This window comes from Candidatus Chloroploca sp. Khr17, assembly GCF_004138165.1.
Lineage (GTDB): Bacteria > Chloroflexota > Chloroflexia > Chloroflexales > Chloroflexaceae > Chloroploca.
Map to the genome: position 1 here is coordinate 143,713 of NZ_RYFF01000002.1, position 25,484 is coordinate 169,196.

At 58.0% G+C, this 25,484-nt stretch carries 20 protein-coding genes; 9 read left to right on the forward strand and 11 right to left on the reverse strand.

Annotated features, from left to right (window positions below; all coding sequences use genetic code 11):
• Nucleotides 1-49: 49 nt before the first annotated feature.
• The 6 genes from acs to EKD05_RS02085 form a co-directional block, all read right to left on the reverse strand.
• Complete coding sequence (gene acs / locus EKD05_RS02060; RefSeq protein WP_129670651.1) at nucleotides 50-2,140, reverse strand: acetate--CoA ligase alpha subunit; 2,091 nt, start codon at nucleotides 2,138-2,140, stop codon at nucleotides 50-52.
• A gap of 132 nt (nucleotides 2,141-2,272) precedes the next feature.
• Nucleotides 2,273-3,046: a putative photosynthetic complex assembly protein PuhE gene (gene puhE, locus EKD05_RS02065; RefSeq protein ID WP_129670652.1), complete on the reverse strand. Its 774-nt coding sequence runs from the start codon at nucleotides 3,044-3,046 to the stop codon at nucleotides 2,273-2,275.
• 217 nt (nucleotides 3,047-3,263) lie between these two features.
• Nucleotides 3,264-4,529, reverse strand: coding sequence for an ABC transporter permease (locus EKD05_RS02070; protein ID WP_129670653.1), 1,266 nt, complete (start codon nucleotides 4,527-4,529; stop codon nucleotides 3,264-3,266).
• 5 nt (nucleotides 4,530-4,534) lie between these two features.
• Nucleotides 4,535-5,788, reverse strand: coding sequence for an ABC transporter permease (locus tag EKD05_RS02075; protein ID WP_129670654.1), 1,254 nt, complete (start codon nucleotides 5,786-5,788; stop codon nucleotides 4,535-4,537).
• Nucleotides 5,785-6,543, reverse strand: coding sequence for an ABC transporter ATP-binding protein (locus EKD05_RS02080; protein WP_129670655.1), 759 nt, complete (start codon nucleotides 6,541-6,543; stop codon nucleotides 5,785-5,787). The genes EKD05_RS02075 and EKD05_RS02080 overlap by 4 nt, the downstream gene beginning before the upstream one ends.
• Before the next feature lie 152 nt (nucleotides 6,544-6,695).
• Complete coding sequence (locus EKD05_RS02085) at nucleotides 6,696-8,501, reverse strand: efflux RND transporter periplasmic adaptor subunit (protein WP_129670656.1); 1,806 nt, start codon at nucleotides 8,499-8,501, stop codon at nucleotides 6,696-6,698.
• A gap of 222 nt (nucleotides 8,502-8,723) precedes the next feature.
• Here EKD05_RS02085 and EKD05_RS02090 point away from each other — a divergent pair, with 222 nt between their 5' ends.
• The 3 genes from EKD05_RS02090 (at nucleotide 8,724) to serA (ending at nucleotide 12,767) form a co-directional block, all read left to right on the forward strand.
• Complete coding sequence (locus tag EKD05_RS02090; protein WP_129670657.1) at nucleotides 8,724-10,073, forward strand: Hsp70 family protein; 1,350 nt, start codon at nucleotides 8,724-8,726, stop codon at nucleotides 10,071-10,073.
• A gap of 291 nt (nucleotides 10,074-10,364) precedes the next feature.
• Nucleotides 10,365-10,940, forward strand: a complete 576-nt coding sequence (locus tag EKD05_RS02095; RefSeq protein ID WP_129670658.1) for an SIS domain-containing protein — start codon at nucleotides 10,365-10,367, stop codon at nucleotides 10,938-10,940.
• A 249-nt stretch (nucleotides 10,941-11,189) separates the two neighbouring features.
• Nucleotides 11,190-12,767 (forward strand): phosphoglycerate dehydrogenase, encoded by a 1,578-nt coding sequence (gene serA / locus EKD05_RS02100; RefSeq protein ID WP_129670659.1) that lies wholly within the window; start codon nucleotides 11,190-11,192, stop codon nucleotides 12,765-12,767.
• Nucleotides 12,768-12,831: 64 nt separating this feature from the next.
• Here the strand turns inward: serA and EKD05_RS02105 are convergent, their stop codons facing one another.
• Genes EKD05_RS02105 through EKD05_RS02115 form a run of 3 tightly spaced genes read right to left on the reverse strand, consistent with a single transcriptional unit; the run spans nucleotide 12,832 to nucleotide 16,145 of the window.
• Nucleotides 12,832-13,638 carry a hypothetical protein gene (locus EKD05_RS02105; RefSeq protein WP_129670660.1) on the reverse strand — a complete coding sequence of 269 codons (807 nt, stop codon included), beginning with the start codon at nucleotides 13,636-13,638 and terminating at the stop codon, nucleotides 12,832-12,834.
• 43 nt (nucleotides 13,639-13,681) lie between these two features.
• Complete coding sequence (locus EKD05_RS02110; protein WP_129670661.1) at nucleotides 13,682-15,109, reverse strand: hypothetical protein; 1,428 nt, start codon at nucleotides 15,107-15,109, stop codon at nucleotides 13,682-13,684.
• The gene (locus EKD05_RS02115; protein WP_240695581.1) at nucleotides 15,099-16,145 is read right to left on the reverse strand and encodes an inositol monophosphatase; all 1,047 of its coding nucleotides are present in this window, start codon (nucleotides 16,143-16,145) and stop codon (nucleotides 15,099-15,101) included. Before EKD05_RS02115 ends, EKD05_RS02110 begins: the two co-directional genes overlap by 11 nt.
• 257 nt (nucleotides 16,146-16,402) lie before the next feature.
• Between EKD05_RS02115 and EKD05_RS02120 the strand changes: the two genes are divergently transcribed.
• The 6 genes from EKD05_RS02120 to EKD05_RS02145 all read left to right on the forward strand — a co-directional run bounded on the left by EKD05_RS02120 (nucleotide 16,403) and on the right by EKD05_RS02145 (nucleotide 23,721).
• Nucleotides 16,403-16,915 carry a nuclease A inhibitor family protein gene (locus tag EKD05_RS02120; protein WP_129670662.1) on the forward strand — a complete coding sequence of 171 codons (513 nt, stop codon included), beginning with the start codon at nucleotides 16,403-16,405 and terminating at the stop codon, nucleotides 16,913-16,915.
• 387 nt (nucleotides 16,916-17,302) lie between these two features.
• Nucleotides 17,303-18,370 (forward strand): deoxyguanosinetriphosphate triphosphohydrolase, encoded by a 1,068-nt coding sequence (locus EKD05_RS02125; RefSeq protein WP_129670663.1) that lies wholly within the window; start codon nucleotides 17,303-17,305, stop codon nucleotides 18,368-18,370.
• Nucleotides 18,370-20,187, forward strand: a complete 1,818-nt coding sequence (locus tag EKD05_RS02130; protein ID WP_129670664.1) for a S8 family serine peptidase — start codon at nucleotides 18,370-18,372, stop codon at nucleotides 20,185-20,187. Before EKD05_RS02125 ends, EKD05_RS02130 begins: the two co-directional genes overlap by 1 nt.
• Nucleotides 20,188-20,735: 548 nt before the next feature.
• Nucleotides 20,736-21,602, forward strand: a complete 867-nt coding sequence (locus EKD05_RS02135; RefSeq protein ID WP_129670665.1) for an ABC transporter ATP-binding protein — start codon at nucleotides 20,736-20,738, stop codon at nucleotides 21,600-21,602.
• Nucleotides 21,599-22,660 (forward strand): ABC transporter permease, encoded by a 1,062-nt coding sequence (locus EKD05_RS02140; protein ID WP_129670666.1) that lies wholly within the window; start codon nucleotides 21,599-21,601, stop codon nucleotides 22,658-22,660. The genes EKD05_RS02135 and EKD05_RS02140 overlap by 4 nt, the downstream gene beginning before the upstream one ends.
• Nucleotides 22,657-23,721: an ABC transporter permease gene (locus EKD05_RS02145; protein ID WP_129670667.1), complete on the forward strand. Its 1,065-nt coding sequence runs from the start codon at nucleotides 22,657-22,659 to the stop codon at nucleotides 23,719-23,721. The genes EKD05_RS02140 and EKD05_RS02145 overlap by 4 nt, the downstream gene beginning before the upstream one ends.
• Before the next feature lie 67 nt (nucleotides 23,722-23,788).
• On the opposite strand, the gene EKD05_RS02150 is transcribed toward EKD05_RS02145, so the two are convergent.
• A complete protein-coding gene (locus tag EKD05_RS02150) occupies nucleotides 23,789-24,145 on the reverse strand; it encodes a hypothetical protein (RefSeq protein ID WP_097651525.1) in 357 nt (118 codons plus the stop codon).
• 123 nt (nucleotides 24,146-24,268) lie between these two features.
• The gene (locus tag EKD05_RS02155; protein WP_129670668.1) at nucleotides 24,269-25,483 is read right to left on the reverse strand and encodes a glycosyltransferase; all 1,215 of its coding nucleotides are present in this window, start codon (nucleotides 25,481-25,483) and stop codon (nucleotides 24,269-24,271) included.
• Nucleotide 25,484: the final 1 nt, after the last annotated feature.

Sequence of the window (25,484 nt, forward strand, 5' to 3'; positions counted from 1 at the left end):
TGCTATTATAGACCCTCTTTTCACTTTTCGGGAGTAGCAAAGAGGGCGCTTATTGAATCAAGATCCGTGCATCAAGCACCACGGCACCTTCGCCCTCGTGATGGATCACAAGCGGATTAATATCGAGTTCAACAATTTCGGTAAAATCGGTCACGAGCTGGCTAACCCTGAGCACACAATCTTCGACGGCGAGCACATCAACCGGTGCATTGCCACCGGCCCCGCGTAGCAGTGGATAGGCGCGCAGCGAACGGATCTGGTCGCGAACATCCTGTTCGCTAATCGGGGCGAGCCGATAGGCGACATCCTTCATCACTTCGACATACATCCCGCCGAGCCCAATGGCAACGAGGGGGCCAAACTGCGGATCGCGATGGACGGTGATCAAAAACTCTTGACCGGGTTTGATCATTTCTTGGACAAAGACCCCATGCACCCGTGCTTCAGGCCAGTATTTGTGGGTGCGATACTCGATCAACTCGAAGCTATCACGGGCGGCTTCTTCACCGGTAATGCCCAGTTTGACCCCACCGATCTCGGTCTTGAGCAGAATATCGGGGCTGGCGATCTTCATGACCACCGGAAACCCGAGCATGGCAGCTTGTTGGACAGCTTCTTCGGGTGACATTGCGAGGTGGCTCTCGGGGAGGCGTAGCCCATAGGCCGAGAGAACCGCACGGACTTCGCCTTCACTCAATTCAACGCGCCCAGAAGCGTGTGCATCGGCAAAAATCTGGCGCACCTGATCCTGGTCAGTCTCAAAGGTTCGATAGATCCGTTGGGGACGACGGCGGCGCTCATAATAGTGGTGCATGCCGGCAATGGATTGCACCGCTCGTTCGGGGAACGTATAGTTGGGAATATGGGCGCGACTCAGGGCCGCCAAGGCCGGCCCGAGGCTATAACCACCCATAAAACATGTCACAACTGGCTTCTTGTACCGTGCAGCCGTCTCACCAATCGTCTCGGCAATCTCAACGAGGGCACTCTGTGCCTGTGGAGTTAACATAATAATCAGACCATCAACCCCCGGATCTTCAAGCACGGCGGTAATGGCTGTCTGGTAGCGGTTGTTCCGCGCATCGCCGAGGATATCAACGGGATTATAGACACTTGCCGAAGGGGGCAGATCATGATTCAGTCGCTCGATCGTTGCCGGGGCAAAGAGGGCCATCGCCAGGCCACTGCGTTCAACGGCATCGGCGGCAATAATGCCCATTCCGCCTGAATTGGTCACCACGGCGACGCGATTACCCTGAATCAAGGGCTGATACGAAAAGATCAAAGCCAGATCAAAGAGCTCGCTCACCGTCCGGGCACGCAGAATACCACTCTGCGCAAAGGCTGCCTCGTAGGCGTGTTCCGAGCCTGCCAGGGAACCTGTATGTGATGATGCCGCTCGTGAACCTGCTGCCGTTGTGCCACTCTTAATCGCAATCACGGGAACCTGACGGGTCACTTCGCGTGCCGTTGCGATAAATGACGCACCATCGCTAATATCTTCGAGATAGGCCAGAATGACCTTGCTTTCGGGATCGCGACTCCACGCCCGCAGCAACGTGACCTCGTTAATATCGGTCTTATTGCCGAGTGACACAAAGCGTGAAAAGCCAATGCCGCGATTCTTGCTCCAGTCAAGAATCGCGGCGCAGATAGCCCCCGACTGCGACATCAGGGCAATATTGCCCTGGTTGGGCATGACTCCGGCAAACGAAGCATTAAGTTTGCTGAACGTGTCAATCACGCCGAGGCTATTTGGCCCGATCATATCCATGCCATAGCTACGCACTAGGGCCAATAATTTGCGTTCAAGCTCGTTGCCCTCACTGCCGGCCTCTTTGAAGCCAGCGGTGATGACAACCAGACCGCGCACGCCCTTCTGCCCGCATTGCTTAACCACAGGCAAGACCTGACTGATTGGGACAACAAGCACTGCCAGATCAATGAGATCAGGAACATCCAGCACGCTTGCATATGCTTGATACCCCAGAATCTCGGGGATATGTGGATTGATCGGGTAGACCGCGCCAGGATAGCCATTGTCCAGGATATTCTTGAGCACGGCATAGCCTACGCGATCAGGACTGGGCGACGCCCCGATCACTGCGACTGACTTTGGCGTAAAGATCGCCTCGAACATCCCTCCCTCCTTGCGCTGCGCCTTTCATCATACTCCAATGCGCCTGTATGCGCAAAAAGCGAAAGCTAGGCTAGCATAGCAAGCCCGGTTACAGCCGCTTGTGGTGAGGTGTGAGCGATCTGGTATCACCAGCTAATCAATGCTCGAGGCAACAGCCACTGTTCGTCGTGCGGGCAAGGCGAGCATCCAGTGCTCGATGGCACCGAGGGTCACCAGTGAGGCGAGCAAGGCGAGCCGTACTCCTGATGGGTCGAGGCGATGCGCCCATGTTGCGAGCCACAGCATGATGGCAAGCATGGTCGCAATCGAGACCGAGGGGATGAAGAAACCGCTTGGAACCCGGGGAGTCCAGTAGCTGCCCAGGTAACGCAGATGTTGCGGAAAGAGTTCGACATTCAACCGTGGTACCCCGAGCAAAACATTGAGTTTGGCGCTATGCTGCATTGCCCAGCTTAAAGCAAAGACCAAAAGCCCAAGGGTATTTGTTCCGCCACCTAGAAGCCAGACCATCAACACAACTTCGGCGAGGACGGCCAGTTCGTGATAAAGATGTGTTCCAAGTGCATAGCCAAAGCGTTTGACGCCTCGGGCCGCAGGTGGGCAGGGCTTGCGCCATGGCCCAGTTAAGACCCCGCTATAAAAAGCTAGCTCGTGCCATGCCCAGATAAACGTCCCCGCCACAAAGGCCCGGTAGGCTCCGCCAATGCTTGCATCGTAGGCCACGACCCAGAGTTCGTGGTGGGCCATTGCCAGCAATGGCAGCACCGCAACGAGCGCAACCCTGCCCGGCCATGGGCTGCGGCGGTTCAAACTGCCCACGATCACCGTCAAGCCAACCCAGAGTAGCATAGCTGCGAGCAGTGGGTAGAGCAAAACATCGGGCCAAGCGGGCAATGGGCTGAGCATGGTGCCTACTTTGTCAGCTTATCTGCGAGTGGATAAACCGATGACAATTTTTTGGGTGACATAGATGTCACGTTCTCATATATGCGATGGTAGCATACATGCTCTTGCCGAGTCAACTCTAGAGCGCACTCTTCAGGGCTGTTGCAACAGCCCTAGCCCTCTTGGTATGATGCCGCGAGCGGGCCAGTTTGGCTGGCCCGCTCGCGGCATCATACCTTCATTCATTGCGCAGGGCACGGATCGGGTCAAGCCGCGCCGCACGGATCGCTGGGAAGAGCCCGAAGAAGATCCCGATGCTTGCCGAGATGGAAGTCGCCAGGATGATCGAGAAGAGCGAGACACTGGCACGGATATTGGGATCTTGCGAAATCGCGTAGAGCACAAAGGTTCCCCCGAACGAGAGCAGATATCCCAGGCCGATCCCTATTGCGCCACCGGCGAGGCAGAGGACCAGCGCTTCGATCAAAAATTGGAGCAGGATATCACGTCGTTTGGCCCCGACCGCCTTGCGCAGGCCGATTTCGCGGGTACGCTGGGCGACACTGACGAGCATAATATTCATGATGCCAATGCCCCCAACCAGCAGCGAGATCCCCCCGATGGTGCCCAGAAAAGCACTGAAGCCGACGGTAATCGTTTGAAACTGCGCCGAGAGTTGCGCAGGATTGGTGATCCGAAAATCGTTGGCCTGGTAGGTCAGCCGATGCTCCTCGCGCAATACCTCGGTCACCTGCCGGATCGCCTCATCAATCTGTTCGACATCGCGTGCGCGTACGGTTAGGCTCGAGACATCAACTCGTGTCGTCACGTCGTTGCGGAAGAGCCGGTCACGGGCGGTGCGATACGGTAGATAGACTTGTTCACCTGGGTCACTGAACCGTCCGAACGCGCCGGCGATCTGGCTCTGTTGCGCGACCGAGACCCCGATGACCTCGAATTGTACCCCGTTGACGGTGATGCGTTGCCCGACCGCCCCTTCAATGCCCCCAAAGAGCGTTGTGGCGACATTTTGCCCAATGACGGCAACGCGTGCGCTCGCGAGATCTTCCTCGTCGGTAAAGTAACGCCCATCACCAAGTTCCTGGGCACCGATGGTAAAGAAATCGGGTGTCACCCCTTTGACCCCAAAGAGGAAGCGTTCGCCGCCCGCACTCACAACCCCGTTCCGGTTCAGTTCGATCACCACCAGATCGATCGCTGGCGCTCGCCCCGGTTCCATCAGCGCAGCAGCATTGGCGGCGGTCAATTGTGGTCGCAAGGTCTCGTCATCGGCGTCGCGGTCAACCGATGGATTGACATAAAAGGTGCCAACCCCAAGCGAATTGAACTCGGCATCAATGTAGCGTGCGTAGCCTTCGCCAATCGCGAGCATGCCGACTACCGCTCCGACACCGATAATGATGCCAAGCATTGTCAACAGCGAACGTAGTTTGTGGGTAAGCATTGCGCCCCAGGCAATGCGAAAGGATTCTAAAAGCGCCATAGTCTCTATTCGGTGCGAAGGGCTTCAATCGGGTTCAGGCGCGATGCCTGCAGGGCCGGAAAGAAGCCAAAGATAATGCCGATGATAGCTGCAATGCCGCTTGCCAGCATGATATTGCTCATATTGACCGTAGCTTCAGCGCCTTCGGCGTTGAACAGACTAACCAGGACAAAGGTTCCAACCAACGAGAACCCATAGCCTAATACTGTGCCCAGCGCTGCTCCGATCAGACAAAGCACCAATGCTTCGATCAAAAATTGCAGGAGGATATCACGCTGTTTCGCTCCAACAGCACGACGAAGGCCAATCTCACGGGTGCGTTCAGTTACACTGACGAGCATGATATTCATAATCCCAATGCCCCCAACGACGAGCGAAATACCGGCCACGAGTCCGAGAAAAGAGTTGAAGGCTCCGATCACACTATTAAGTTGGGCGGCGATCTGTTCAGGGTTGATGATCGAAAAATCATTATCCTGATAGGTCAGGCGATGTTGCTCACGCAGCACCGCCGTTACTTGACTGATCGCATCATCAATCTCGTTGACACTTCGGGCTTTGATCGTGATAATCGAAACGTCAATGCGATCATTGACCTGATTCCGATAGAGTCGGGCGACCCCGGTATGATAGGGAATGAAGATCGCTTCGGCAGGATCGGCCCCGATACTGAAGGTGCCTTCAGGGGTTGTCAAGACACCGATCACATCGAAGCCAACGCCATTGAGATCGAGCCGCTGACCGACGGCACTATTGATATCACCAAACATGCGTTCAGCCACAATGCTGCCAAGCACGGCGACCCGTGCGCGATCCTGGTTCTCGTCGCTCGTGAAGAGACGGCCCGGCCCGAGATCCTGAGGGGTCACGTCGAACCACTCGGGGTTGACCGCGCGTACGCTGTAGGTGCGCCGCTCTCCGCCGGCACTCACCTGGGCGTTGCCACTGAACTCGATTGAAACCTGGCTGACCGCCGGGGCGCGGCCTGGTTGCATGATGGCCTGCGCATCACTCGCCGTCAAACGTGCCGATGTGAGCACATCAATCTGGTTGCTATCGATAAAGGGGGCCACATAGAAGTTGCCCGCCCCAAGTTGCGCAAACTGACTATTCAGGAAACCCTGAAACCCGTTGCCCATCGCCAGCATGCCAATGACCGCTCCAACGCCAATAATGATGCCGAGCATCGTCAACAAGGCTCGGAGTTTGTTGCTGAGCAGAGCCTGCAGAGCGATGCGAAAGGACTCGATCAGATTCACGATGCGACCTCATCCATTGCTTCGGCCTCGGTTGCAACCGCAGCGACCGTGGCCCCCGCGACAATCCGGCCTTGTACGGGTTCGTCGCCGGCAATGATCCCGTCGCGCACGCTGATAATGCGTTCGGCGTGTTGGGCAACATCGTGTTCATGGGTAACGAGGATCACCGTAATGCCTTGTTCGCGGTTGAGTTTCTGAAAAATGCCCATGATCTCTTCGCCGGTGCGGGTGTCGAGGGCTCCTGTGGGTTCGTCGGCCATGATAATGCGCGGTTCGTTGACGAGGGCACGCGCAATCGCAACCCGCTGCTGTTGCCCACCCGAAAGCTCGTTGGGTTTGTGATGCATGCGTTCGTCCATGCCGACGGCGGCCAGGGCCGCCATAGCGCGTTCGTGGCGACTGCCCCCTTTGCCGCCATAGAGCATTGGCAGTTCAACGTTGCGCAGCGCGGTTGTGCGTTGCAGCAGCATATACTGCTGAAAGACAAAGCCGATCTTCTGGTTGCGGATCTCGGCTAGCTGGTTGTCGTTCAGATCTGCCACGCTAACCCCGTCGAGGTAGTATTCGCCATCGCTTGGTTGGTCAAGGCAGCCAATGATATTCATCAGGGTGCTTTTGCCACTGCCCGATGGCCCCATAATGGCGACCATCTCACCCTCACGAATGGTCAGCGCAACCCCGCGCAGGGCGCGAACCTCGACATCGCCCATGCGGTACACTTTGGTGAGGTTCTTGACGACAATCAAATCAGTCATGGCATTGCTTTGCTTCCTGTTGACCCTTGTTGCCAGTGACCACAAGAGCCAGGATAATTCGTAGGTTGTGAACGAAGGTTTTGGCCTTCCTGGGAGCGCGGGCGGCCCGCCCGCTTCGGGAGCGCGGGCGGCCCGCCCGCGCTCCCAGCGACTTAATTCGGCGGGCCAGCCGGATTGAAGGTACTCACAACATCCTGTACCAGGACGCGTTCTCCCGGGGCAATGCCCTCAACGATTTCGACAAACTCACTGCTGCTCAAGCCAATGGTCACTGGACGGCGATCCCCAGGCAACTCTGCCGTTTGTCCCGGAACGGTTGGTTGCGGCACAAACTCAGGATTGGGTACCAGGACAAAGCTCTGTCCGCCCTCGGCACGCACCGCACGTCGTGGCACAAGGACAACATCCTCTTTTTCCTCGGTAATGATTGCGACAACCGCCGTCATCCCTGACCGCACCCCTGGGCTCTCCTCGTCAAAGGTGACGGTGACCTCGTAGGTCGTGGTTCCCGTTTCGCTGCGTGTGGCGAGCGGGGCAATCGCCGTTACGACGCCGCCGAGCCGTGCGCCAGGCAGGGCATCGAGTTCGATCGTCGCCCGCTGCTCAAGCTCTACTTCGGCAATATCGAGTTCATCGACTGGCAAATCGACGTGAAAGCTGCTCAGATCGGCCAGGGCAATCACGGCTGATGCGTCGGCAGGTTCACCTACGCGCATATCAACGCGGGCAACCGTCGCGGCAAAGGGGGCCACCAGGGTGCCCTGTGCCAGGTCCCGCTGCGCACTCTTGAGCGTGACTTCGGCCCGGATCAATCCGGCTTCGCGGGCGGCGAGGGCGGCGCTGCTCGGCTCGGCAAGCAGACGATCGAGCGAAGCCTGGGCAATTTCGATGCCCGATTGTTGGGTCGCGAGCTCACTCTGGCGCTGTGCGCCGGTCAGTTGATCAAGTGTAGCACGAGCCCGTTGCACGGCGGCGCGAGCCTCGGCGATGGTCTCAGTTTCCGTACCTTGGAGCAGGCGATCACGCGCCGCGATGGCGCTGTTCAACTCGGCTTCGCGGGCGGCGAGACTGTTGATCTCTTCTTGCTGCGCCTGTTCGTAGGCCGTCTGGGCATTACGCAAAGCCGTTTCCGCATCAGTCACATTGCGTGCTGCCTGTTCTTCGCGATCGCGCCGCTCTTGCGGGAGATCCGTTGGCAAGCGCTCAAGCTCACGATTTTCCCAGTAGATCCGACTATACTCGTCCTGAACGTTGCGCAGGGCATTGGCGCGTGTTTCTAGATCGTTACGGGCGCGTTCTTTCGCCGCACTCAGATTTGTGCGTGCGTTTGCCAGATTCGTCTGGGCACTCTGCACCCGTTCGTTGGCACTTGCCAGTTCGTCGGTCGCGGGCCCTGCTTCAAGCCGGGCCAGCCGGGCCTGGGCACTCTCAAGCTCGGCACGGGCTGCGCTCACGTCAGCCGCACTGACACTTCCTGCCGCCTGGGCATACTGGCGCCGAGCCTGCTCGACGCGTGCGTTCGCCTCGGCAAGTTCTTCTTCCGTCGAACCTGTCAGGAGGGCTTCAAGATCGGCCTGGGCCTGCGTAAGATCGGCCTGGGCCTGTTGCACGCGCAACTCAAGCGTTGTTGTGTCAATGCGGGCGAGGGGTTGACCGGCTTCAATAACGTCACCAGGTTGCACCATGATTTCGGTGACGGTGCCACTGGTTTCAAACCGTACCTGCGCCTCGGCCTGTGGCTCGACATTCCCTGTGGCGCGTACCGACGATGTGATGCTTCCGCTGGTAACTTCGACTTCCTGCCACCCCGTAGGCAAGGTGCCGGGGGCGGCCCCTTGATTCAGGAAGGTCATGACCACGCCAGTTAGCGCAGCAATGCCCAGCACGATGACGACGAGTGCAATGATCCAGCGCCGTCCATTGCGGTTGCGTTTCCGAGGTGTGGCTGTTGCAGCCATCGCTGATAACTCCTTGCGTTGTAGGGCCTTGCCCTACCCACCCACATGAATCTTGTCGCGGTTGCTATGTGCAACCCTTTATCCATTATGCCTGATCTGACGTTCGTCTGCATCAGTCTGTTGCAGGATGTGCACTCGTACTTCAGTCGATGGTCGCATTGACACCCCCTTTCCTGTCAGGTATCCTTCGTTTGGTACACCTCGCGCGATGAGGAGAATGCGATGCGTATCGGGCTGGATTTTGGGACAACAAATTCGAGTGCGGCGATCTATGATGGTAGTCAGGTGCGGCTTTTGCCACTTGATCCGGTCAATGCCAATCCGGGCATTCTGCGGTCAACGCTCTTTATGACCCGCGAAGGGGCTGCCTATCTTGGTCGTGAGGCGATCAATCGCTTTACCGAGGGCAATGTTGGGCGCGAAGTTGAGTATGAATGGAAGTATATTGGCGATGCCGAGGTGACTTTCGCTGATTTTGGGACGATCCAACAGGCTCTGTATGTGAAAGTTGATGCGAATGCGCCAGGGAGGCTCTTTCAATCGCTCAAGACAGGGCTGCGTGACCGCAGTTTTTCGCGTACCAATGTGTTTGGTACCTTGTATACGCTCGAAGAATTGATCGCGATTGCCTTGCGCATGATCCTTGAACGGGCCGAGGCAGCGCTGGGGACCCAGGTGACCAGCATGGTGATTGGGCGCCCGGTCTTCTATAGCCTCGATCCGGCTAGCAATGAACTTGCGTTTCAACGTATGCAGGCTGCCTGCAAGCTCGCAGGTTTGCCCGAGGTGACCTTCCTCGAAGAACCGACGGCTGCGGCGCTTGCCTATGCCCAGACGGTGCGGCGTGCCGAGCACGTGCTTGTCTTTGACTTTGGTGGAGGGACGCTCGATGTCACCGTGATGCGTCTTGATGCGTTGGGGCGTCGGCAGATTCTGGCGATCGATGGGGTGCCCGTGGGCGGCGATCTGCTTGATCAGCGCCTGGTGATGGGCCGCCTCTTGCCCCATTTTGGCGAAGGTGCTACCCTAGGTTCCCGTCGCTTGCCCTTCCCGACCCATGTGCTCGATCATCTCTGCGAGTGGCAGCAAATCATCGATCTCACCCAACCCCACTATCTTGAGATTATTGATGAGGCCATTGCGATTGGCGACCGCCCCCGCGAATTGCGTGCGCTCCGCTCGCTTGTGCGCCAGAATTATGGTTTGCCCCTCTACGAGGCCGTCGAAGCCGCCAAGGTGCGGCTCAGTGAGGCCCCCGAGACGGTGCTTGGTATGCATATGGGCGAGATTGCTTTTGATGAAGTGATTCCACGTTGGGATTTTGACCGCCTGATTGGACCTGATGTGCGGGCCGTTGAACAGTGCATTGATCGGGCGCTTGCCGCCGCCGATCTCTTGCCCCACGATATTGATGTCGTCTTGCGTACCGGTGGTTCGTCACGCGTGCCGCGCTTTGTCAAAATGCTCACCAAAAAATTTGGCGCCGACCGCCTCCAGGAGATGGATGTCTTTACGGGTGTTGCCTCGGGGTTGGCGCTTGCTGCAGCCGATTTTGGTTCGCAAGCGCGTTAGGCGTTGAGTGCGCATCTAGACGCAATATCTTGCAAAGAGGCAGGGCAATTGCATCTTTCATTCATGCGCCCCGCCAGGGCACCCGCAAGGGGTGCCCGTACACCGGGTTCGGCCCCCGGACGGTAGGGGCACCCCTTGCGGGTGCCCTGATAGCGCGTCTTGTTGTATCCGGTGTTGCGCTCCCAGGAATGTCAGAAAACCTCGCTGACAGCCTCCTCAGGATGACGCATGCCAGGAACCTATGCTACAATGCCAAACGGTTTGCCGCCATATAGTATGGTTACTCTTGTGATGCATAGCTCTTTTACTGATCAATGCGATGAACTCGTTGCCGTGCTCCAGCGCCTTGCCGCGCAGTCAGCGGCGGTCGATGCGCTCGTTGATCGCATTGCCGAGGCGGTGCTGGCCGGGCAGACGCTTTTTACTTGTGGCAATGGCGGCAGTGCCGCTGATGCGATCCATCTTGCCGAGGAACTGGTCGGGCGCTATCGGAGCGATCGCCGCCCGCTCGCCGGGATCTGCCTCAATACCGATGTTGGTGCGTTGACCTGCATCGCCAATGATTTTGGCTACGAACAGGTCTTTGCCCGTCAGATCCAGGCGCTTGGCCGGCCCGGCGATCTGCTGGTTATCTTCAGTACCTCTGGTGGCTCGCCCAATCTTCTGGCCGCGCTACGTGCGGCCCGTGAGTCCGGACTCATCACGTTTGCCCTGCTTGGCAAAGATGGTGGTCTGGCACTGAACCTCGCCGATCATAGCCTCGTGGTGCCGAGTGCCAACAGCGCCCGCATCCAGGAAGTCCACGGTCTGCTCCTTCACGCGATCTGCGAAGAGCTTGAACAGCGCCTGCAACGTGCCCAGGGCTAGCCCTGGGCACGTTGCAGGCGTGGCCAGGGCATGAGCAAAGTTCCAGTAGGGTTAGATAGTGTTCGCAGATTACTCAGATGCGGAACCTATAATCTGCGTCATCTGCGGACGATAGATCTGGCTTTGCATCAGGCATGACGGCGTGGCACGCACCGTGCTTGAAACTCGCCCTGGTATGATAAAGCGTGGGCTGATTGGCGCATCGGCCTCTTTTGTGTTGGCTGATGTCTATAGCTGGAGAATGCTTTCATGGATCGGATTCTTGTCACAGAGAAGATTGCGGCTGAGGGCCTCGACGTTCTCAGGCGGGCGGGCGAGGTTGATGTTAAGCTCGATCTTGATAAGGCTGCACTGCTTGCGCAGGTTGCCGAGTATGACGCGCTGGTCGTGCGTTCGGCCACCAAAGTGACCGCCGAGGTCATTGCGGCAGGCAAGCAGTTGAAGGTGATCGGGCGTGCTGGAACCGGTGTCGATAACATTGATGTTGAGGCGGCTACCCGCAATGGCATTATTGTGGTCAATGCGCCTGCCTCTAATAATGTCGCCGTGGCCGAACTTGCGATAGGTTTGCTCATCAGCCTTGCCCGCTCGATTCCGCAGGCTCACGCTTCACTCCAGAGTGGCAAATGGGAGCGGACGAAGTTCGTCGGGTGGGAAGTTCGGGGCAAGACGCTTGGCCTCGTTGGCCTCGGGCGGATCGGTTCTGAAGTCGCCATCCGTGCCCGTGCCCTCGAGATGACGATCCTTGCCTATGATCCGGTGGTCTCGCTTGACCGCGCTGAGCAGATCGGGGTCGAGTTGGTTTCGATGGACGATCTGCTGGCCCGGAGTGATGTTGTTTCGTTGCATATTCCTCTCGTTGAGGGAACGCGCAATCTCTTTGATGCCAGCCGCATTGCGCGCATGAAGCGTGGGGCGTGTTTGATCAATGCCAGCCGTGGTGGCATTGTTGATGAGGCAGCTTTGATGGAAGCGCTTGATAGTGGTCAGTTGACCGCTGCTGCGCTTGATGTGTTTAGCCAAGAGCCGCCCGCGCCTGATGCGCTGGTGACCCATCATCCCAAGATTATTACGGTGCCCCATATTGGTGCGTCAACCGCCGAAGCCCAGATCTCTGCTGGAAGCGAGGTCGCCGAGGGTGTTGCGGCTGCGCTTGGCGGCGAAACGCCCCGCTACGCTGTCAATGCGCCGTTTGTGGCCCCTGAGTCGTGGGGTGTCTTGCAGCCCTATATGACCCTTGGTCGTCAACTCGGGCGCCTGATTTCCCAGATGATTGTTGATCCGGTGCGCAGCTATGACCTCGAATTTCGCGGTGAACTGGCTGAAGTTGATACCCACCCGGTGCGTCTCGCGGTGCTGCAAGGTCTGCTCGAAGCCAATAGCCCCATGCGCATTACGCCTGTTAATGCGCCGCTCATCGCTCGCGAACGTGGCGTGCGTCTCACCGAGCGCACCGATCCTGATGCGCAGAGCTATACCGGCCTGCTGGTTGTTAACGTCCAGACGGCAGATAATCTCCATTGTTTCAGTGGCAGTGTCTTACGTGGTGAATCACATATCATTCAGGCTGATGGCTATTTTGTTGATTTTGTGCCCCACGGTCCGCTGCTCTTTACCTATCACCGCGATCGCCCCGGTATGATCGGCCGCGTCGGTACCTTGCTTGGTACCAGTGACGTCAATATCTCGGGTATGTATGTTGGTCGTCTTGCGCCCCGCGAGCAGGCGATGATGGTGTTGACCCTCGATGAGCCGGCCTCAGTTGAGGTGTTGGCGAAGATCGAGGAGGAAGAAGATATTCAGCGGGCCATTGGCGTCGTGTTGTAAGGTTAATCATGGTTCCTTGGCTAGAAGGCCAGTTACGGTGGCCTTCTAGCCAAGGAACCTAGACTTACTCTGGCAAGCTCCAGATCGCAAAACGATCCAACCAGACTTCGACCTTGTCTTCATCGCTGTACGAGTTGGTTGAGACGCCAACTTTGCCGCCAGGGTAGGAGTTGTCCTTGATCCTGGCAAGCATGACGTTGTTCAGTTCAATTTGGATGAGGTTGCCTTCACGGATGACGCGTAACTGGTTGAGTTCCCCAGGTGCGTTGATCACCGATGACGGATCGCCTTCGGCCAGGATCCCTGGTTCACCATTGCTCTGAATGATAAAGAGCCGGTAGTAATCCTCGAACAGTTCGTATTTGTAAAACCCCAACTCACCCTGATGCCCAAAAACGAGGCTACAGCTTCCCTTGCGATCACCCTCGTGAATGCGACAGTCCAGTTCGGCAATGAAATTATTGAGCTCGCGCACTTCAAAGAGTTCGTACGATGCTCCTGAGGCTGTCCAGCCTATTTTGAAAAAGCCGTCCTCAATGGTATTCGTTTCAATCTCATTGAATACGCCAGTAAACCATGCGTTGCGATTATCAACAAAATCGTCACGAAAGACCTGTTGCGCAACCTCTTGCCGCTGCGCCGCAAGGGTGGTTGCCTCGATCCGGGCTTCTTCAGCCTGGGTGGTTGCCATCAGTTCACGTGCTGTTGGCGTTGGTGTCCCGATGGGGCTCGGTGTCATCATGATCATCGTTGGCGTTAGCGTTGCCTCGATGATCGCTAGGCCCGTGGTCTCTGGCTGATCCACTCGCTGGTTGCTGCATCCAGTGATCACTAGACTCATCAGCAGGATGACCATCAAGCGTGGCATCATCTCTTTACCTCACACAAAATCCCGTTGCAGATCTTGCATGCTATCACACCTCGCGTACGCCGGTTGCGTGTGCTCCCGATGACGTGCCGCCCGTCACTCGCATATGCAATCCCGACTCTTGGGCAACCTTCTCAACCAGGGTTTCTAGTGCAGCCTCGGCATCGCTATGGCCCAGCACGACCAGGCTTGCCCCCGATGCTGCTGCGGTTGCCCGTGCTCCATAGAGACCGAGGCCGCCCCCGTCGAGCGCAATGACTTCGACGAGCCGGTCGGCCCGCGGATCGCCCAAGCCTGCGGCACGCTGGCCGCCGTGTGAGCGCGCCAGCAATTCGCCAGCGAGATGCAGATCCTCGTCGCGTTGTGCCTTGCTTGCCGCCGCCCGTAGCAACGCCGCGATCATGCGTGCGCGCAGATGCTCTTCAACGGCGAGCGCTGCGGCCGCGCGCACTGGATAGAAGACGGCTGGATCGATGGATATGCCCGCAGGTACGTCTGCACGTTCCAGGAAAGCGGCTCCACTCAGACTCACCGGCAACGCAGCCCGTATCCGTGCTTCATAGCGCGCCGTTCCCAGGTTGCTCAGATACCCGCGCCAGTAGCTGTTCGCGTCGGTTGGCGCTGTCTCGGTCACCTCAGCGACGAGATGATACGCCATCGCCGTTGCCACCTGCAATTGATGCTGGGATTCCATCGGTGCTCCATCTTCGATCTCCACCGCCCACAATGCGGTGCCCGGTGGGAGATGCAATTCGCCCCAGAGCCAGGCTGGTTGTTGATGCACGAGCAGCAGCGACCCAGCGTGGCTACAAACACTGACGAGTGGCCCAAGCACGCCCGGATTCGCGCCACTGAGCCGATGCAGTGCCGTCTGAACCAGCAGACCCAGTTCACGCGGGGCAAGCTGTATCTGAAACGCCGCGACAAGGGCCTGAGCCATGGCCGCTCCGAGGCCGACCATTTCGCCAGGGCCGGTATGCGGCTGTACCAGCACCCGTACCCCGCCAGGAAAACGCACAAACTCTTCACGCATCAGGGCGAGCCAGATCCCACCGACGATCTGCACCATCGCCGGGAATTCGCTCAGCATCTTTCTCCCTTCACCATAACTGGATGGTGTACCATCGAGGGACGCCAATTGATGGCACAGCAGCCTGTATGACGCAACGTTGGCAAGAGGAGCGAGTTCCTTGTCTCTTCTGCGTGGTCGTGAGCGAGTGTGAACCTCCCCAGTTGCGTGCGGGTCAGGCAGGATACGTACCTCGATAACGGGTTCGCTCTGCGGTTGCACAGCCACAAATGTCCCGGTTCCAAGTGGCCAGCCTAGCGCGAGTGTGCCGCCATCAAAAGCCGCGCCGCCAACCAGATCAACCCAACCCGGCCCACGACTCGCATAGACAGAACCCTCGGCATGCCAAAAAAAATCTCGTTCCGCCTGCACAAGCTGCAGAAAACGCTCAAACTCATGTGGCACGTTCGGCACTCCCTGATTTCAACCGCTGGCGTAACTCAGCCAGGAGCACAGGCTCGATCTGACTCCGAATGGCTGCATTCGCATACCCAATCCAGCCCACGTCAGCATCAACCGTGAACGGGGCATCGAACGGGTTGCCATCCTCATCGGTGAGCAGCACCCCGGCTCGTTCGGCCAGCAGCGCCGTACAGAGATCGTACGGATGGCAACAGATCCCGAGGGCTTCGCCGCGTGCGGCCATATACTGGTCAAGCAGTGGGCGCAAGTCAGCGACAAATCGGTCGTGCCCGGCGATCAACTCGTAGAACTGGCCCGCTGAGCAGATATACTGATCCTCAAAGCAGCGGGCCTTGCCCCGCTCGGGTGGCCCAAGCACCGCCCGTACCATCGCTTCATCAATGGCCGCGAGCTCTTCCCGTGCCCCCGGAAAGAAACGACTGATCATTGCAAAGCCATGGGCTATCGTTGTGGCCCGCGACGGACGCAGCGTGATCGGCCATCGCTCACCAGTCAGCCGATTGAGGCGCTCAGCATGAAGCGGCCCGCCAGCCGTCGCCCAGAGTGTATCGCAGAGATGCTGCTTGACCAGGGGAATCTCGGTCTGCACAGCCAGCACAATGTCACGCAGGCGGGTTGCTGGGCCATAGTTGGGGGCCACCCCCGTCAGTACCCAGGCTGGGCGCTTCTGGTACATCAAGCCTCGGGTTCCATCAATCGGATCAACAAGCACACGGATCACGGCCTTGTCGGGGGGCAACCCTGTTGGCAGCGTGATACCCTCGGGCGGCAAGCCCTCGGCGAGCAAGACCAGCGGCCAGCGTGGGGCCACATGCTCGCCAAAAAAATCCACGAGCAGCGCCTCACTCACCCGGTCAATCGCATAGATCGTATCGCCGGCCTGCTCATCTTCGGCTACGCCAGCCAGTTCTTCCACCGCCGACTGCTCGCAGGCCGCCACCACTGCATCACGAATCTGCGTGTGCAGCAGACGCAGCAACGCCAACAAAGCTTCAGCATCATCAATTGGAATCTGCATAGGGATGATCGGGGTTGTCTCAAACAGCAACTACATTAACAGCGGCGACCCTCAATCCAGAAGTTTGGAAACGCCAGCATACCACACAACGCATACCCTCACAAGCGCTTGATCAGCGTATCCTTTGCCGCCTCTCGACGGTCTATCTTGTAGATGCAGTGTGCGCAGCCTCTCTTCGCTTTGGCCGCCTCATTGCCTCACTTTGGCCTGGTTCTTCCTTCAGGTTCGTCCAGGCGTTATACCACAGCGAGGTTGTTATGCGTGTTCTTGGATGGTTGGTTGTTGTGTTGACCTGTACGCTTGCTTTTGCGTATCCGTCAGTCGGTGCTCGTCCCAGTTCTGCCCCCAGTCAGGCCTTTCTCCCGTTGATCCGCAGTCCCTATCCGAATCCTGATCTTGCTGCGCTTGCCCAGGCCGCCGAAGGCTTGCTCTATCCCAGTGAAATTGATGCGCCCCTCGATCCTTTTGCCCCTCCTGCATACTTCGGTCTGGCCCCCTCGCAGGTTTGCCTCGCCCTTGCCGATGGTGCCCCGATGCGCCTGCTTGACGCCGATGCCTTCCTGGCGGCCCCGGCGCGTGCCGAGCCATGGATGTCGCCGGAGCAACTTGCCCAGGCGGCCCGCTTTGCGACGTTGCGCGAGGTCTTTCGGCAGCGTCTTGCCAATCCGGTCGCCTGTCGCATCGGTGGCTATCAGGCCGATGTTTTTCTCCTGGGAATCTCATCAACAGGCCATATTGTGGGCCTGCATACCGTTGTGGTCGAAACATGATCTGACGCACAAGCTATGCGAGTGCTGGGTATCGGGGGCTCCAAATCGCTTCGCTCGCAAGCATGGAAGCGAGGGCGTCTCGCCCTCGAACACATAGAACCCCCGCGCTCGCAGAAGCGTCATAACGAAAGCGGCCTGTGCTGGGGGACAGCACAGGCCGCTTTGACCATAGAGGAGGTGAGAGAGAGGTATCAGATGTGGCGGTTGCTCCGCCTGCACCACTATTCTAGCACCGGAATGATCATTTTTGAGAAAAGATTTGGTTGCGTAGTGAGGTAAAATAATAACGGAAGGACTGCACGAAAAACTACCCTCATCGCAAGGCTTGCTCTGCTGGCACGAGGTGCCAGCGCAACGAGCATCGCGTGCCACCAGAATGGAAGCCGTATGGTCTCTGCACGTGTACGTGAGTATCAAGAAGAACTTGAACGCCGGACGCTTTCGCCTTTGGCGGCTTTCAGCGCCGAGGCGGTGCGTGAACATCCTGAACCTCCATGCCCAATTCGTCCGGCGTTTCAACGTGATCGCGATCGTATCTTGCATTCGAAGCCGTTCCGCCGTTTGAAACATAAAACCCAGGTCTTCATTGCGCCCCTTGGTGACCACTATCGTACCCGCCTGACCCATACCCTCGAGGTGACGCAGGTCTCGCGGACGGTCGCACGGGCCTTGCATCTCAATGAGGATCTGACCGAGGCGATTGGTCTGGGTCACGATCTCGGCCATGCTCCATTTGGTCACGCCGGTGAGACGGCCCTGACCCGGATCTTCCCCGACCACTTCCGCCATAATGAACAGTCCCGTCGGATCATTGAGGTGCTCGAACGCGATGGCCGTGGCCTCAATCTCACCTATGATGTTCGCGAGGGTATTTATCTCCACTCCAAGGCGCGCCGTGATATCATGATGACAGCCTGGGGTACCGCCCATACCCTAGAGGGGCAGATCATTAAGATCTGTGATAGCGTCGCCTATATCAACCACGATATTGATGATGCCCTCCGCGCTGGTGTTTTACATAAAGAGGATTTGCCCGCCGATCTGCTCGAGATCCTTGGTCATACTCACGGCGAACGCCTCAATACGATGGTTGGTGACCTGATTGCCCATAACTGGTGGGCCACCGGTGAAGGAACGCCCCCCGATCCGCCCTTGATCGCGATGAGCGCTCCCATTCTCGAGGCCACCAACCGGCTGCGCGAGTTTATGTATCGCGAGGTCTATTTGAACCGCAAGGCGAAGGCTGATGATGAGAAAGTTCGCTTTGTGATCGAGACTCTCTATGCCTACTTTGTCAAATATCCAGAACAACTTCCCCCTGATTTGCTACGCATTAATCGGGAACGCGATGAACCGATCGAACGGGCCGTCGTGGATTATATCGCGGGCATGACTGATCGCTATGCCCTCGAAATCTTTAAGCGGATCTTTGTGCCGCGTACCTGGGGGGCTTGATGCCAAATATTTCATCGGAACCGCCGTCGCCCCGACGTCGCCGCTACGCCGTGCTTGCGCTGGTTCTCTTTGTGCTTCTGCTGCTCACGCTTGCTCGGTTTCCCGCTGGTGATGCTGCCCAGGCCCGCTTTGCTGAGCAGTCTGGTTCACATGCCGCCTATGTTGCCCCACAGCGCGATCCTGACGTTGTCAATCATCTCGTTGAATTGAGCAGAGCCGCCCAGGCGGAAGGCAGCGTGCAGGTTATCGTGACGCTTGCGGTGCCCACGGTTGCCGAGGGGGTCTTGCCCACATCGGCTGACGTCGCTGACCAGCGCCGCCGCATTGAACAGGCGCAGGATGCCGTCCAGTCGCGGCTTGCCGGGCACGTTGCCACTGTCCGCCATCGCTATACTCTGACCCCGGCTATGGCCCTCGACGTTGATGCTGCCGCACTCGAGGTGCTCGCTGCCTCCCCCGAGGTGGTGCGCCTCCAGCCTGATCTGATGCTGCAAGCTACCCTCTACGAGAGTACCGCACTGATCGGCGCAACGACGGCTTGGGCGCAAGGCTTTACTGGTGCTGGGCAAGTTGTCGCTGTGCTCGACACGGGTGTCCAGACAACGCATCCTTTTCTGGCGGGCCAGGTTGTGGCCGAAGCGTGTTTCTCTTCCACGAACTCCACAACGACGAGCCTCTGTCCGGGTGGGGTCAGTTCCTCAACGCAGCCTGGCTCAGGTCAGGCGTGCGATTCTTCCATTACGGGGTGTGGGCATGGTACGCACGTGGCTGGCATTGTTGCCGGTAAGCCGATCAGCCTCACGATCGGTGGCGTGCCCCAGACGGTCGCCGGGGTCGCCCCTGAGGCAGGTCTGATTGCCATTCAGGTCTTTTCCCGCGTTGCGTGTGACTCTTCATATTGTGTCACGGCCTGGTCAAGCGATCTTATGGCGGCGCTTGAACATGTCTATGGCCTACGGACAACCTATGCGCTGGCCGCTGTGAATATGAGTCTCGGTGGTGGTCGCTACGAGACGACGTGTGATAATGATCCGATGAAGCAAATTATCGACTCGTTGCGCAGTGCTGGCATTGCGACCGTCGTTGCTTCGGGCAATACAAGCTATAGTGACGCAATCTCATTTCCGGCCTGTATCTCGACGGCTATCAGCGTTGGTGCAACGACGACCAGTTCCTCGGGCCTGCCAGTTGATCAGGTGGCGAATTTCTCGAATAGTGCCTCGTTTCTGAGCTTGCTTGCTCCAGGCTATTTTACCCTCTCGTCCGTCCCAGATAGTTCCTATGCCTGGTATTCGGGCACCTCGATGGCGGCACCTCATGTCGCTGGGGCCTGGGCGGTCTTGAAGCAGGCCGCCCCCGCCGCAAGCGTTGCGTCGCTGTTGGATACGTTGCAAACTACCGGCAAACCAATTGTTGCTGAACGCTCTGGTTTTTCCACCATCATCAAGCCGCGCATTCAACTTGATGCGGCCCTTGCTGCTCTTACCTCCAATAATCCGACGGCTACCCCTGCTCCGCCGACCGCAACAGCCACTGCTACACCGTCACCTACAGCAACGCCGTCACCCACAGGTACCGGCACGGGGACGGCAACGCCCACCGGCACAGGGACGGCAACGCCCACCGGCACAGGGACGGCAACGCCCACCGGCACAGGGACGGCAACGCCCACCGGCACAGGGACGGCAACGCCCACCGGCACAGGGACGGCAACGCCCACCGGCACTGCTACCATAACGACTATGCCCAGTACGACACCGACCGCCACACCACTCACGCCCTTGTCGCGGGTCTACCTGCCCCTCATACGCCATTAAATCCTTATGCCACCTCCAAGCCCTCTCGCTTGCGCCAGCACAAGCGAGAGGGCTTGGAGGCCGTAGGCCTTCAAAGGGTTTCACTAGAGGGAGTAAACCCCCTGCTGCCTCGGATGGAGCCCGGTTTACGGGCCGCATCGTCGTGCCACATCCCGGTGGCGGAAGGCCTTTCAGAGAACTGCTAGGCGTGCGCCACAGGGATCCTGGGGGTACCGGAACGATCCTCCCGGCGCACACCCGGCAGGTCTGAGGTCGCCTGAAGTCGGCACGACCTGATGTAATGCTTAAAAACCATTACGACGACGGACGTTTCTCCCATCGCCCTACCCCGCAAACGGCGTACTTGAAAAGTATTGACACCCGACGTACAATCAAGGTAATTTAGATAAGGTTCCCAGTTACTCAACCGTACACCGACACACATTGCATCCTTGATGTTCTCATCCTACTCTCCCCTTTCCCTTTCCCTTTCCCTTTCCCTTTCCCTTTTCATCTTTCATCTTTCATCTTTCCCTTTTCCCTTTTCCCTTTTCCCTACGAGGCTTCTTATGCCTATTCCTTCAATTATTGCCGAGAAGTTGGTCTATCGTTATGGCTCGTTGCTCGCTGTTGACCAAATCAGTTTCCAGGTTGCTTCCGGAGAGATCTTTGGGTTCCTTGGCCCCAATGGTGCTGGCAAATCGACAACGGTGAAGATGCTCACTGGTCAACTGCTTCCCCAGTCAGGCCAGATGACGATCCTGGGCATCGATGTTGCCCGTCATCCCAAACGGGTGCAAGCGCGGATCGGGGTCTGTTTCGAGTTGACGAATCTCTACGAGACGATGAGCGGTGCCGAAAATCTGCATCTCTTTGCCCGCCTCTTCGGGGTACGCAGTTTTGATGCCGATGCGCTGTTGCGTCGGGTTGGCCTCGATGGCCGCGGCAAAGATAAGGTTGAAGGCTATTCCAAAGGGATGAAGCAGCGCCTGATGGTTGCACGAGCACTCGTCAATCAACCTGATGTGCTCTTTCTCGATGAACCAACCGAGGGTCTTGATCCAACGTCGGCGCAGGCGATTCGCAATGTGATCCGTGAGGAACAGGCCCGCGGGGCGACGGTTTTTCTGACCACCCACGATATGCACGAGGCCGACATGCTCTGTGATCGGGTTGCCTTCCTTGATCGCGGTACCATCGTCGCTCTCGATACGCCGCATACGCTCAAGCAGCAGTATGGCGAGCGTATGGTGTATGTCGAGGTGCTCGCCCCCGATGGTAGCCTGCAGCGCCGTGAGATTATGCTCGATCGCGCTGATACACCCGCCGAGGTTGCTGCCTTGCTCCAGGGTGAGCAGGTCGTCACCTTGCATAGCGCCGAGGCGACCCTCGAAGATATCTTCATTCGCATTACTGGCCGGGGGCTTGCGTCATGACAACGATGATGCTGACCGCGCTCATTGCCAAGGATTTCAAGGGCTATTTTGCCAATCGCTTCTTTGCCCTTGTGACCGTTTTGTCACTGGTGGCATTTACGGGCCTCTACTTTCTTCTCCCCAAAACGGTTGATGAGACGCTTGCGCTCGGCTTGGTGCTCGCCGAGGCTCCTCCTGCGCTTGAGGCTGAGTTGAGCAATGCTGATGAGGTGCGCATCGCTCGTTTTGCTACCTCAGAAGAGTTACAGGCTGCCATCCTTGCCGGTGATCTTCCCGTTGGCTTTGTTTTTCCTGATGATCTCGCTGCTCAGTTGCAGGCTGGTACGCAACCTCAGGTGACCCTCTTCCTTGCCCCCGATGTTCCACCCGAGTTTGTGTCTATCTACGAGGTGGCGGTGCAAGAGTTTGTCTTTCTCATTCTTGGGCAGGAATTGCCAATTGAGGTCACCGAGACGGTGCTTGGGCCTGATATGGCTGGGGCACAGATTGCCCCTCGCCAGCGCATGCTGCCGCTGCTGGTGGTGTTTGTCTTGATGGTTGAAAGCCTCGGTCTCGCCAGTCTGATTGCGAGTGAAGTTGAGGCTGGTACCATCCGGGCGTTGTTGGTGACCCCCTTGACGATGCGCGGGCTCTTTTTTGCGAAAGGCATCTTTGGGTCGCTCTTTGCTTTTGCGCAGGCTGCTCTGCTCTTGCTGCTTACCGGTGGCCTTGCGGCTCAGCCCCTGTTGAATTTGCTCGCGCTCCTCGCTGGGGCGGCCATGGTGACCGGGGTGGCGTTCTTGATCGCTTCGGTCGGGCGCGATTTGATGTCGGTGATGGGTTGGGGCATTCTCGCGATGCTCTTGCTCGCCTTGCCGACGCTGAGCCTTCTGATCCCCGGTCTTGCCTCAAACTGGATGCGGCTGATTCCGTCGCATTATCTGGTCGATACGCTCTTTCGTACCCTTAATTTTCAGGCCGGCTGGCGTGAGGTTGGTGTCAATCTGCTAGTCTTGCTGGCGTATGCGGCGGTCCTGATGACCCTTGGTACGATGACGCTGCAAAGGAGATTCCGATGAGTCTCTATCGTGTGGGCGTGCTGCTTTACCGTGAAATGGTGCAGGGCCCAAAGAATATCATTTTTATCTTTGCTGTGGTGGTTCCTCTTGTTCTCAGCCTCGTCCTTGCGCTGCTCTTTGGGACGCTCTTTAGTGGCAAGCCTCGCCTTGGTATCGTTGATGAGGGTTCCTCGCAGTTGAGCCAAGCGGCCGCTGCGATGACTTCCATCCGGTTGACAAGCTTTGCTACGCAGGTTGCACTCGAGGAGGCAACTCGTCGGGGGGCTGTTGACATGGGTGTGGTTATACCAGCAGCTTTTGATGCCCAACTTGCTGCTGGTCAACCAACGACGATGGTCGCCTATGTCTGGGGCGAGAGTCTGCTGAGGGATCGCGCCCTGCTCGGTACCGCTCTTGTCGCCTGGACGCGCCAGATCGCGGGCCAGGAACTGCCTGTCACCTTGACGACCACGATGCTTGGCGATACCGTCGCCCTGCCTTGGCAAGATCGCATCTTGCCCTTGCTCATCCTGATGAGCGTCGTCTTTGGGGCAATGATGCTCCCTGCTTCATCGCTGGTCAGCGAAAAACAGCACCGGACGCTGACGGCGTTGGCGATTACGCCTGCGACGACCGCTGATGTGTACCTTGCCAAGGGCTTGCTTGGCGTCGGTTTGAGTACCGTGATGGCACTGGTTGTGCTCGCGCTGAATGGAGCCCTCAACGAGCGCACTGGGCTTGTCGCGGGGGTCTTGCTCTTGGGGGCGATCTTCTCCGCTGAACTGGGGATCGTGATGGGGGCGCTTGTCAAGGATATCAATTCTCTCTTTGCCACGATCAAGGCCATCGGTTTGCTTTTGTATGCTCCTGCCTTGATTGCGCTCTTTCCCGACATTCCACAGTGGATCGCACGCATCTTCCCAACCTATTATCTTGTGCAACCGGTCATCGAGATCGTTCAGCACAATGCGCGTCTCGCTGATATTGCCGGTTTACTCGGTGTCCTGCTCGCTCTGATTGCCGTGACAGGCGCGATCCTTGCGTTGTTGGCCCGCCGCAACTATCGCCTCGGGACAGTTTAGGTGGCGTTTGACGGCACGAAAAAGGCCAGCGTCGCTGGCCTTTTTTCGTACCGCCATCGGTTTCCCGCTAATCCTCCAACAACTTCATGCCTGTCATCCGCTCCACGGCCCAGAAGCCAAGCGGTAGCACGCTGAAGAAGGCCATGATGAGGTTCGAGAAGGTCGCAGCATTCAGCCCGACCCCGCCTGCACCAGCCAGACGCCCAACATTGGCGAGCGCCGCAATGGTACCCAGGGCTGCGATACCCAACGCGATGAGCGTCATTAGCCTGGTGCGCGCTGGATTGCGTGCCAGCCACCCTAGAACGATCAGAACCAGCCCAAACAGGGCCGGAATAAAAGCGGTTGTGGCAGTGGTGGCAATGCCTCCCCCCACACCGAGGACAACCAGACCGACGCCCGCCCAGATGATAATGGTGATCATACGTGACTCCTGGTGGCTTGCAGGTATCTGCTCTCCTGCAAACTCGCAAACGTCTGCATGGAGAGGCAACCAATTCTGCCTCTCCATGACGTATGGTACACGCTTTTAGCACATTGCGTCAAATCAGCACTCGTTGCCCTTGATGCGCTGCACAACCGCGAGAATACGTTCGGCGCGTTTGCCATAGGTGTGTTCGGTCGCGATCACCCGGCGTGCCATCGCCCGCCTCCTATCCGGTGCCCGTGCCAGCGCGTCCGCCAGGGCCTTCGTCAGACCTGCTTGATCGCGTCGGGCAAAGGTGTGACTCAGGTGCAGCGGCACAATCTCTTGCAAGGCAGGCAAGATGGGCAGCACAAGCGGCTGCCCCAGGGCAAGATATTCAAAGAGTTTCAGTGGCGAGGCGGTAATGTCCGTTACGGTGTCTGGTATCGCCAGAACATCGGCTGCCTGCAGGTAGGTGACAATCTCGGCCTGGGGCCGTGGCGGGATGAGCAGGCAGACGCCCTGTCCTTGCTGTTGCCCACCATCACCAAAACCAAGATCATAGGCCTGCTTGCGCAAAGCCTCGCGTTCGTGATCGCGCCCGCCTGCCAGAATGAGCACGAGATCCGGGCATTGTTGCCGCAGTTCCGCGCACGCGGCCAGCAGACCCTCAAGCCACCGATGCGCGAACGTCATACCTGCATAAGCGATGATCGGTGCTTCGGCGGGGAACCCCAGGGTTTGCCGGGCTTCCTGCCGATTTCCTTGGGTAAAAACCTGCTCGTCATAGGCGTCGGGAACGACAAACACCTCGTCCAGGTTGCGCCAGCCAAGCGTTGCCAGCAACTGCCGAAAATCGTCGGTCAGCGACACAACCGCCGAAGATTTCGTCAGTGCTATACGATCAATCAGGTGCAAAAGTCCCTCGGCCCACGGTTCGCGTGCCCGCGACGGATTCTTCGTCTCCAGGTCGTGTGCCTCGTAGATGACTGGTATCCCCAGGCAAGGCCCCAGCACGCCTGCCCACCAGGCGGCACAGATCACCTGCCGCACATAGACCGCTTCAACCTCGTGCCGTCGTGGTGCGATCAGTGCCGCTGTCATGAACGCAAAGGCTGTGTGCTCAAGGTAGTAGAGCAACGTTGATTTGTAGAGGCGTGAGAGCTTGCCAATCGCCGGGCGTGGCAGATGCACGGCACCTACCTCCTCAAACCGACTCGCTTCGCGCCCCCAGCGCGGGATCAATGCCAGCGTGTCAGGTTGACGAACCCGAAGTTCACGCAGGGTGGTATACGTTTGCAACGCATTGGCCGACTGCAACGTCAGACTGGTGGGGTAAGCAATGTAGACGAGCATA

What these genes read in the sequence shown, in the direction of transcription:
- EKD05_RS02090 (WP_129670657.1), top strand. Translation starts at nt 8,724, where the DNA reads ATGCGTATCGGGCTGGATTTTGGGACAACAAATTCGAGTGCGGCGATC.
- EKD05_RS02095 (WP_129670658.1), top strand. Translation starts at nt 10,365, where the DNA reads ATGCATAGCTCTTTTACTGATCAATGCGATGAACTCGTTGCCGTGCTC.
- serA (WP_129670659.1), top strand. Translation starts at nt 11,190, where the DNA reads ATGGATCGGATTCTTGTCACAGAGAAGATTGCGGCTGAGGGCCTCGAC.
- puhE (WP_129670652.1), bottom strand. Translation starts at nt 3,046, where the DNA reads ATGCTCAGCCCATTGCCCGCTTGGCCCGATGTTTTGCTCTACCCACTG.
- EKD05_RS02125 (WP_129670663.1), top strand. Translation starts at nt 17,303, where the DNA reads ATGGTCTCTGCACGTGTACGTGAGTATCAAGAAGAACTTGAACGCCGG.
- EKD05_RS02105 (WP_129670660.1), bottom strand. Translation starts at nt 13,638, where the DNA reads ATGATGCCACGCTTGATGGTCATCCTGCTGATGAGTCTAGTGATCACT.
- EKD05_RS02140 (WP_129670666.1), top strand. Translation starts at nt 21,599, where the DNA reads ATGACAACGATGATGCTGACCGCGCTCATTGCCAAGGATTTCAAGGGC.
- EKD05_RS02130 (WP_129670664.1), top strand. Translation starts at nt 18,370, where the DNA reads ATGCCAAATATTTCATCGGAACCGCCGTCGCCCCGACGTCGCCGCTAC.
- EKD05_RS02155 (WP_129670668.1), bottom strand. Translation starts at nt 25,483, where the DNA reads ATGCTCGTCTACATTGCTTACCCCACCAGTCTGACGTTGCAGTCGGCC.
- EKD05_RS02145 (WP_129670667.1), top strand. Translation starts at nt 22,657, where the DNA reads ATGAGTCTCTATCGTGTGGGCGTGCTGCTTTACCGTGAAATGGTGCAG.
- EKD05_RS02135 (WP_129670665.1), top strand. Translation starts at nt 20,736, where the DNA reads ATGCCTATTCCTTCAATTATTGCCGAGAAGTTGGTCTATCGTTATGGC.
- EKD05_RS02115 (WP_240695581.1), bottom strand. Translation starts at nt 16,145, where the DNA reads ATGCAGATTCCAATTGATGATGCTGAAGCTTTGTTGGCGTTGCTGCGT.
- EKD05_RS02150 (WP_097651525.1), bottom strand. Translation starts at nt 24,145, where the DNA reads ATGATCACCATTATCATCTGGGCGGGCGTCGGTCTGGTTGTCCTCGGT.
- EKD05_RS02070 (WP_129670653.1), bottom strand. Translation starts at nt 4,529, where the DNA reads ATGGCGCTTTTAGAATCCTTTCGCATTGCCTGGGGCGCAATGCTTACC.
- EKD05_RS02085 (WP_129670656.1), bottom strand. Translation starts at nt 8,501, where the DNA reads ATGGCTGCAACAGCCACACCTCGGAAACGCAACCGCAATGGACGGCGC.
- acs (WP_129670651.1), bottom strand. Translation starts at nt 2,140, where the DNA reads ATGTTCGAGGCGATCTTTACGCCAAAGTCAGTCGCAGTGATCGGGGCG.
- EKD05_RS02120 (WP_129670662.1), top strand. Translation starts at nt 16,403, where the DNA reads ATGCGTGTTCTTGGATGGTTGGTTGTTGTGTTGACCTGTACGCTTGCT.
- EKD05_RS02080 (WP_129670655.1), bottom strand. Translation starts at nt 6,543, where the DNA reads ATGACTGATTTGATTGTCGTCAAGAACCTCACCAAAGTGTACCGCATG.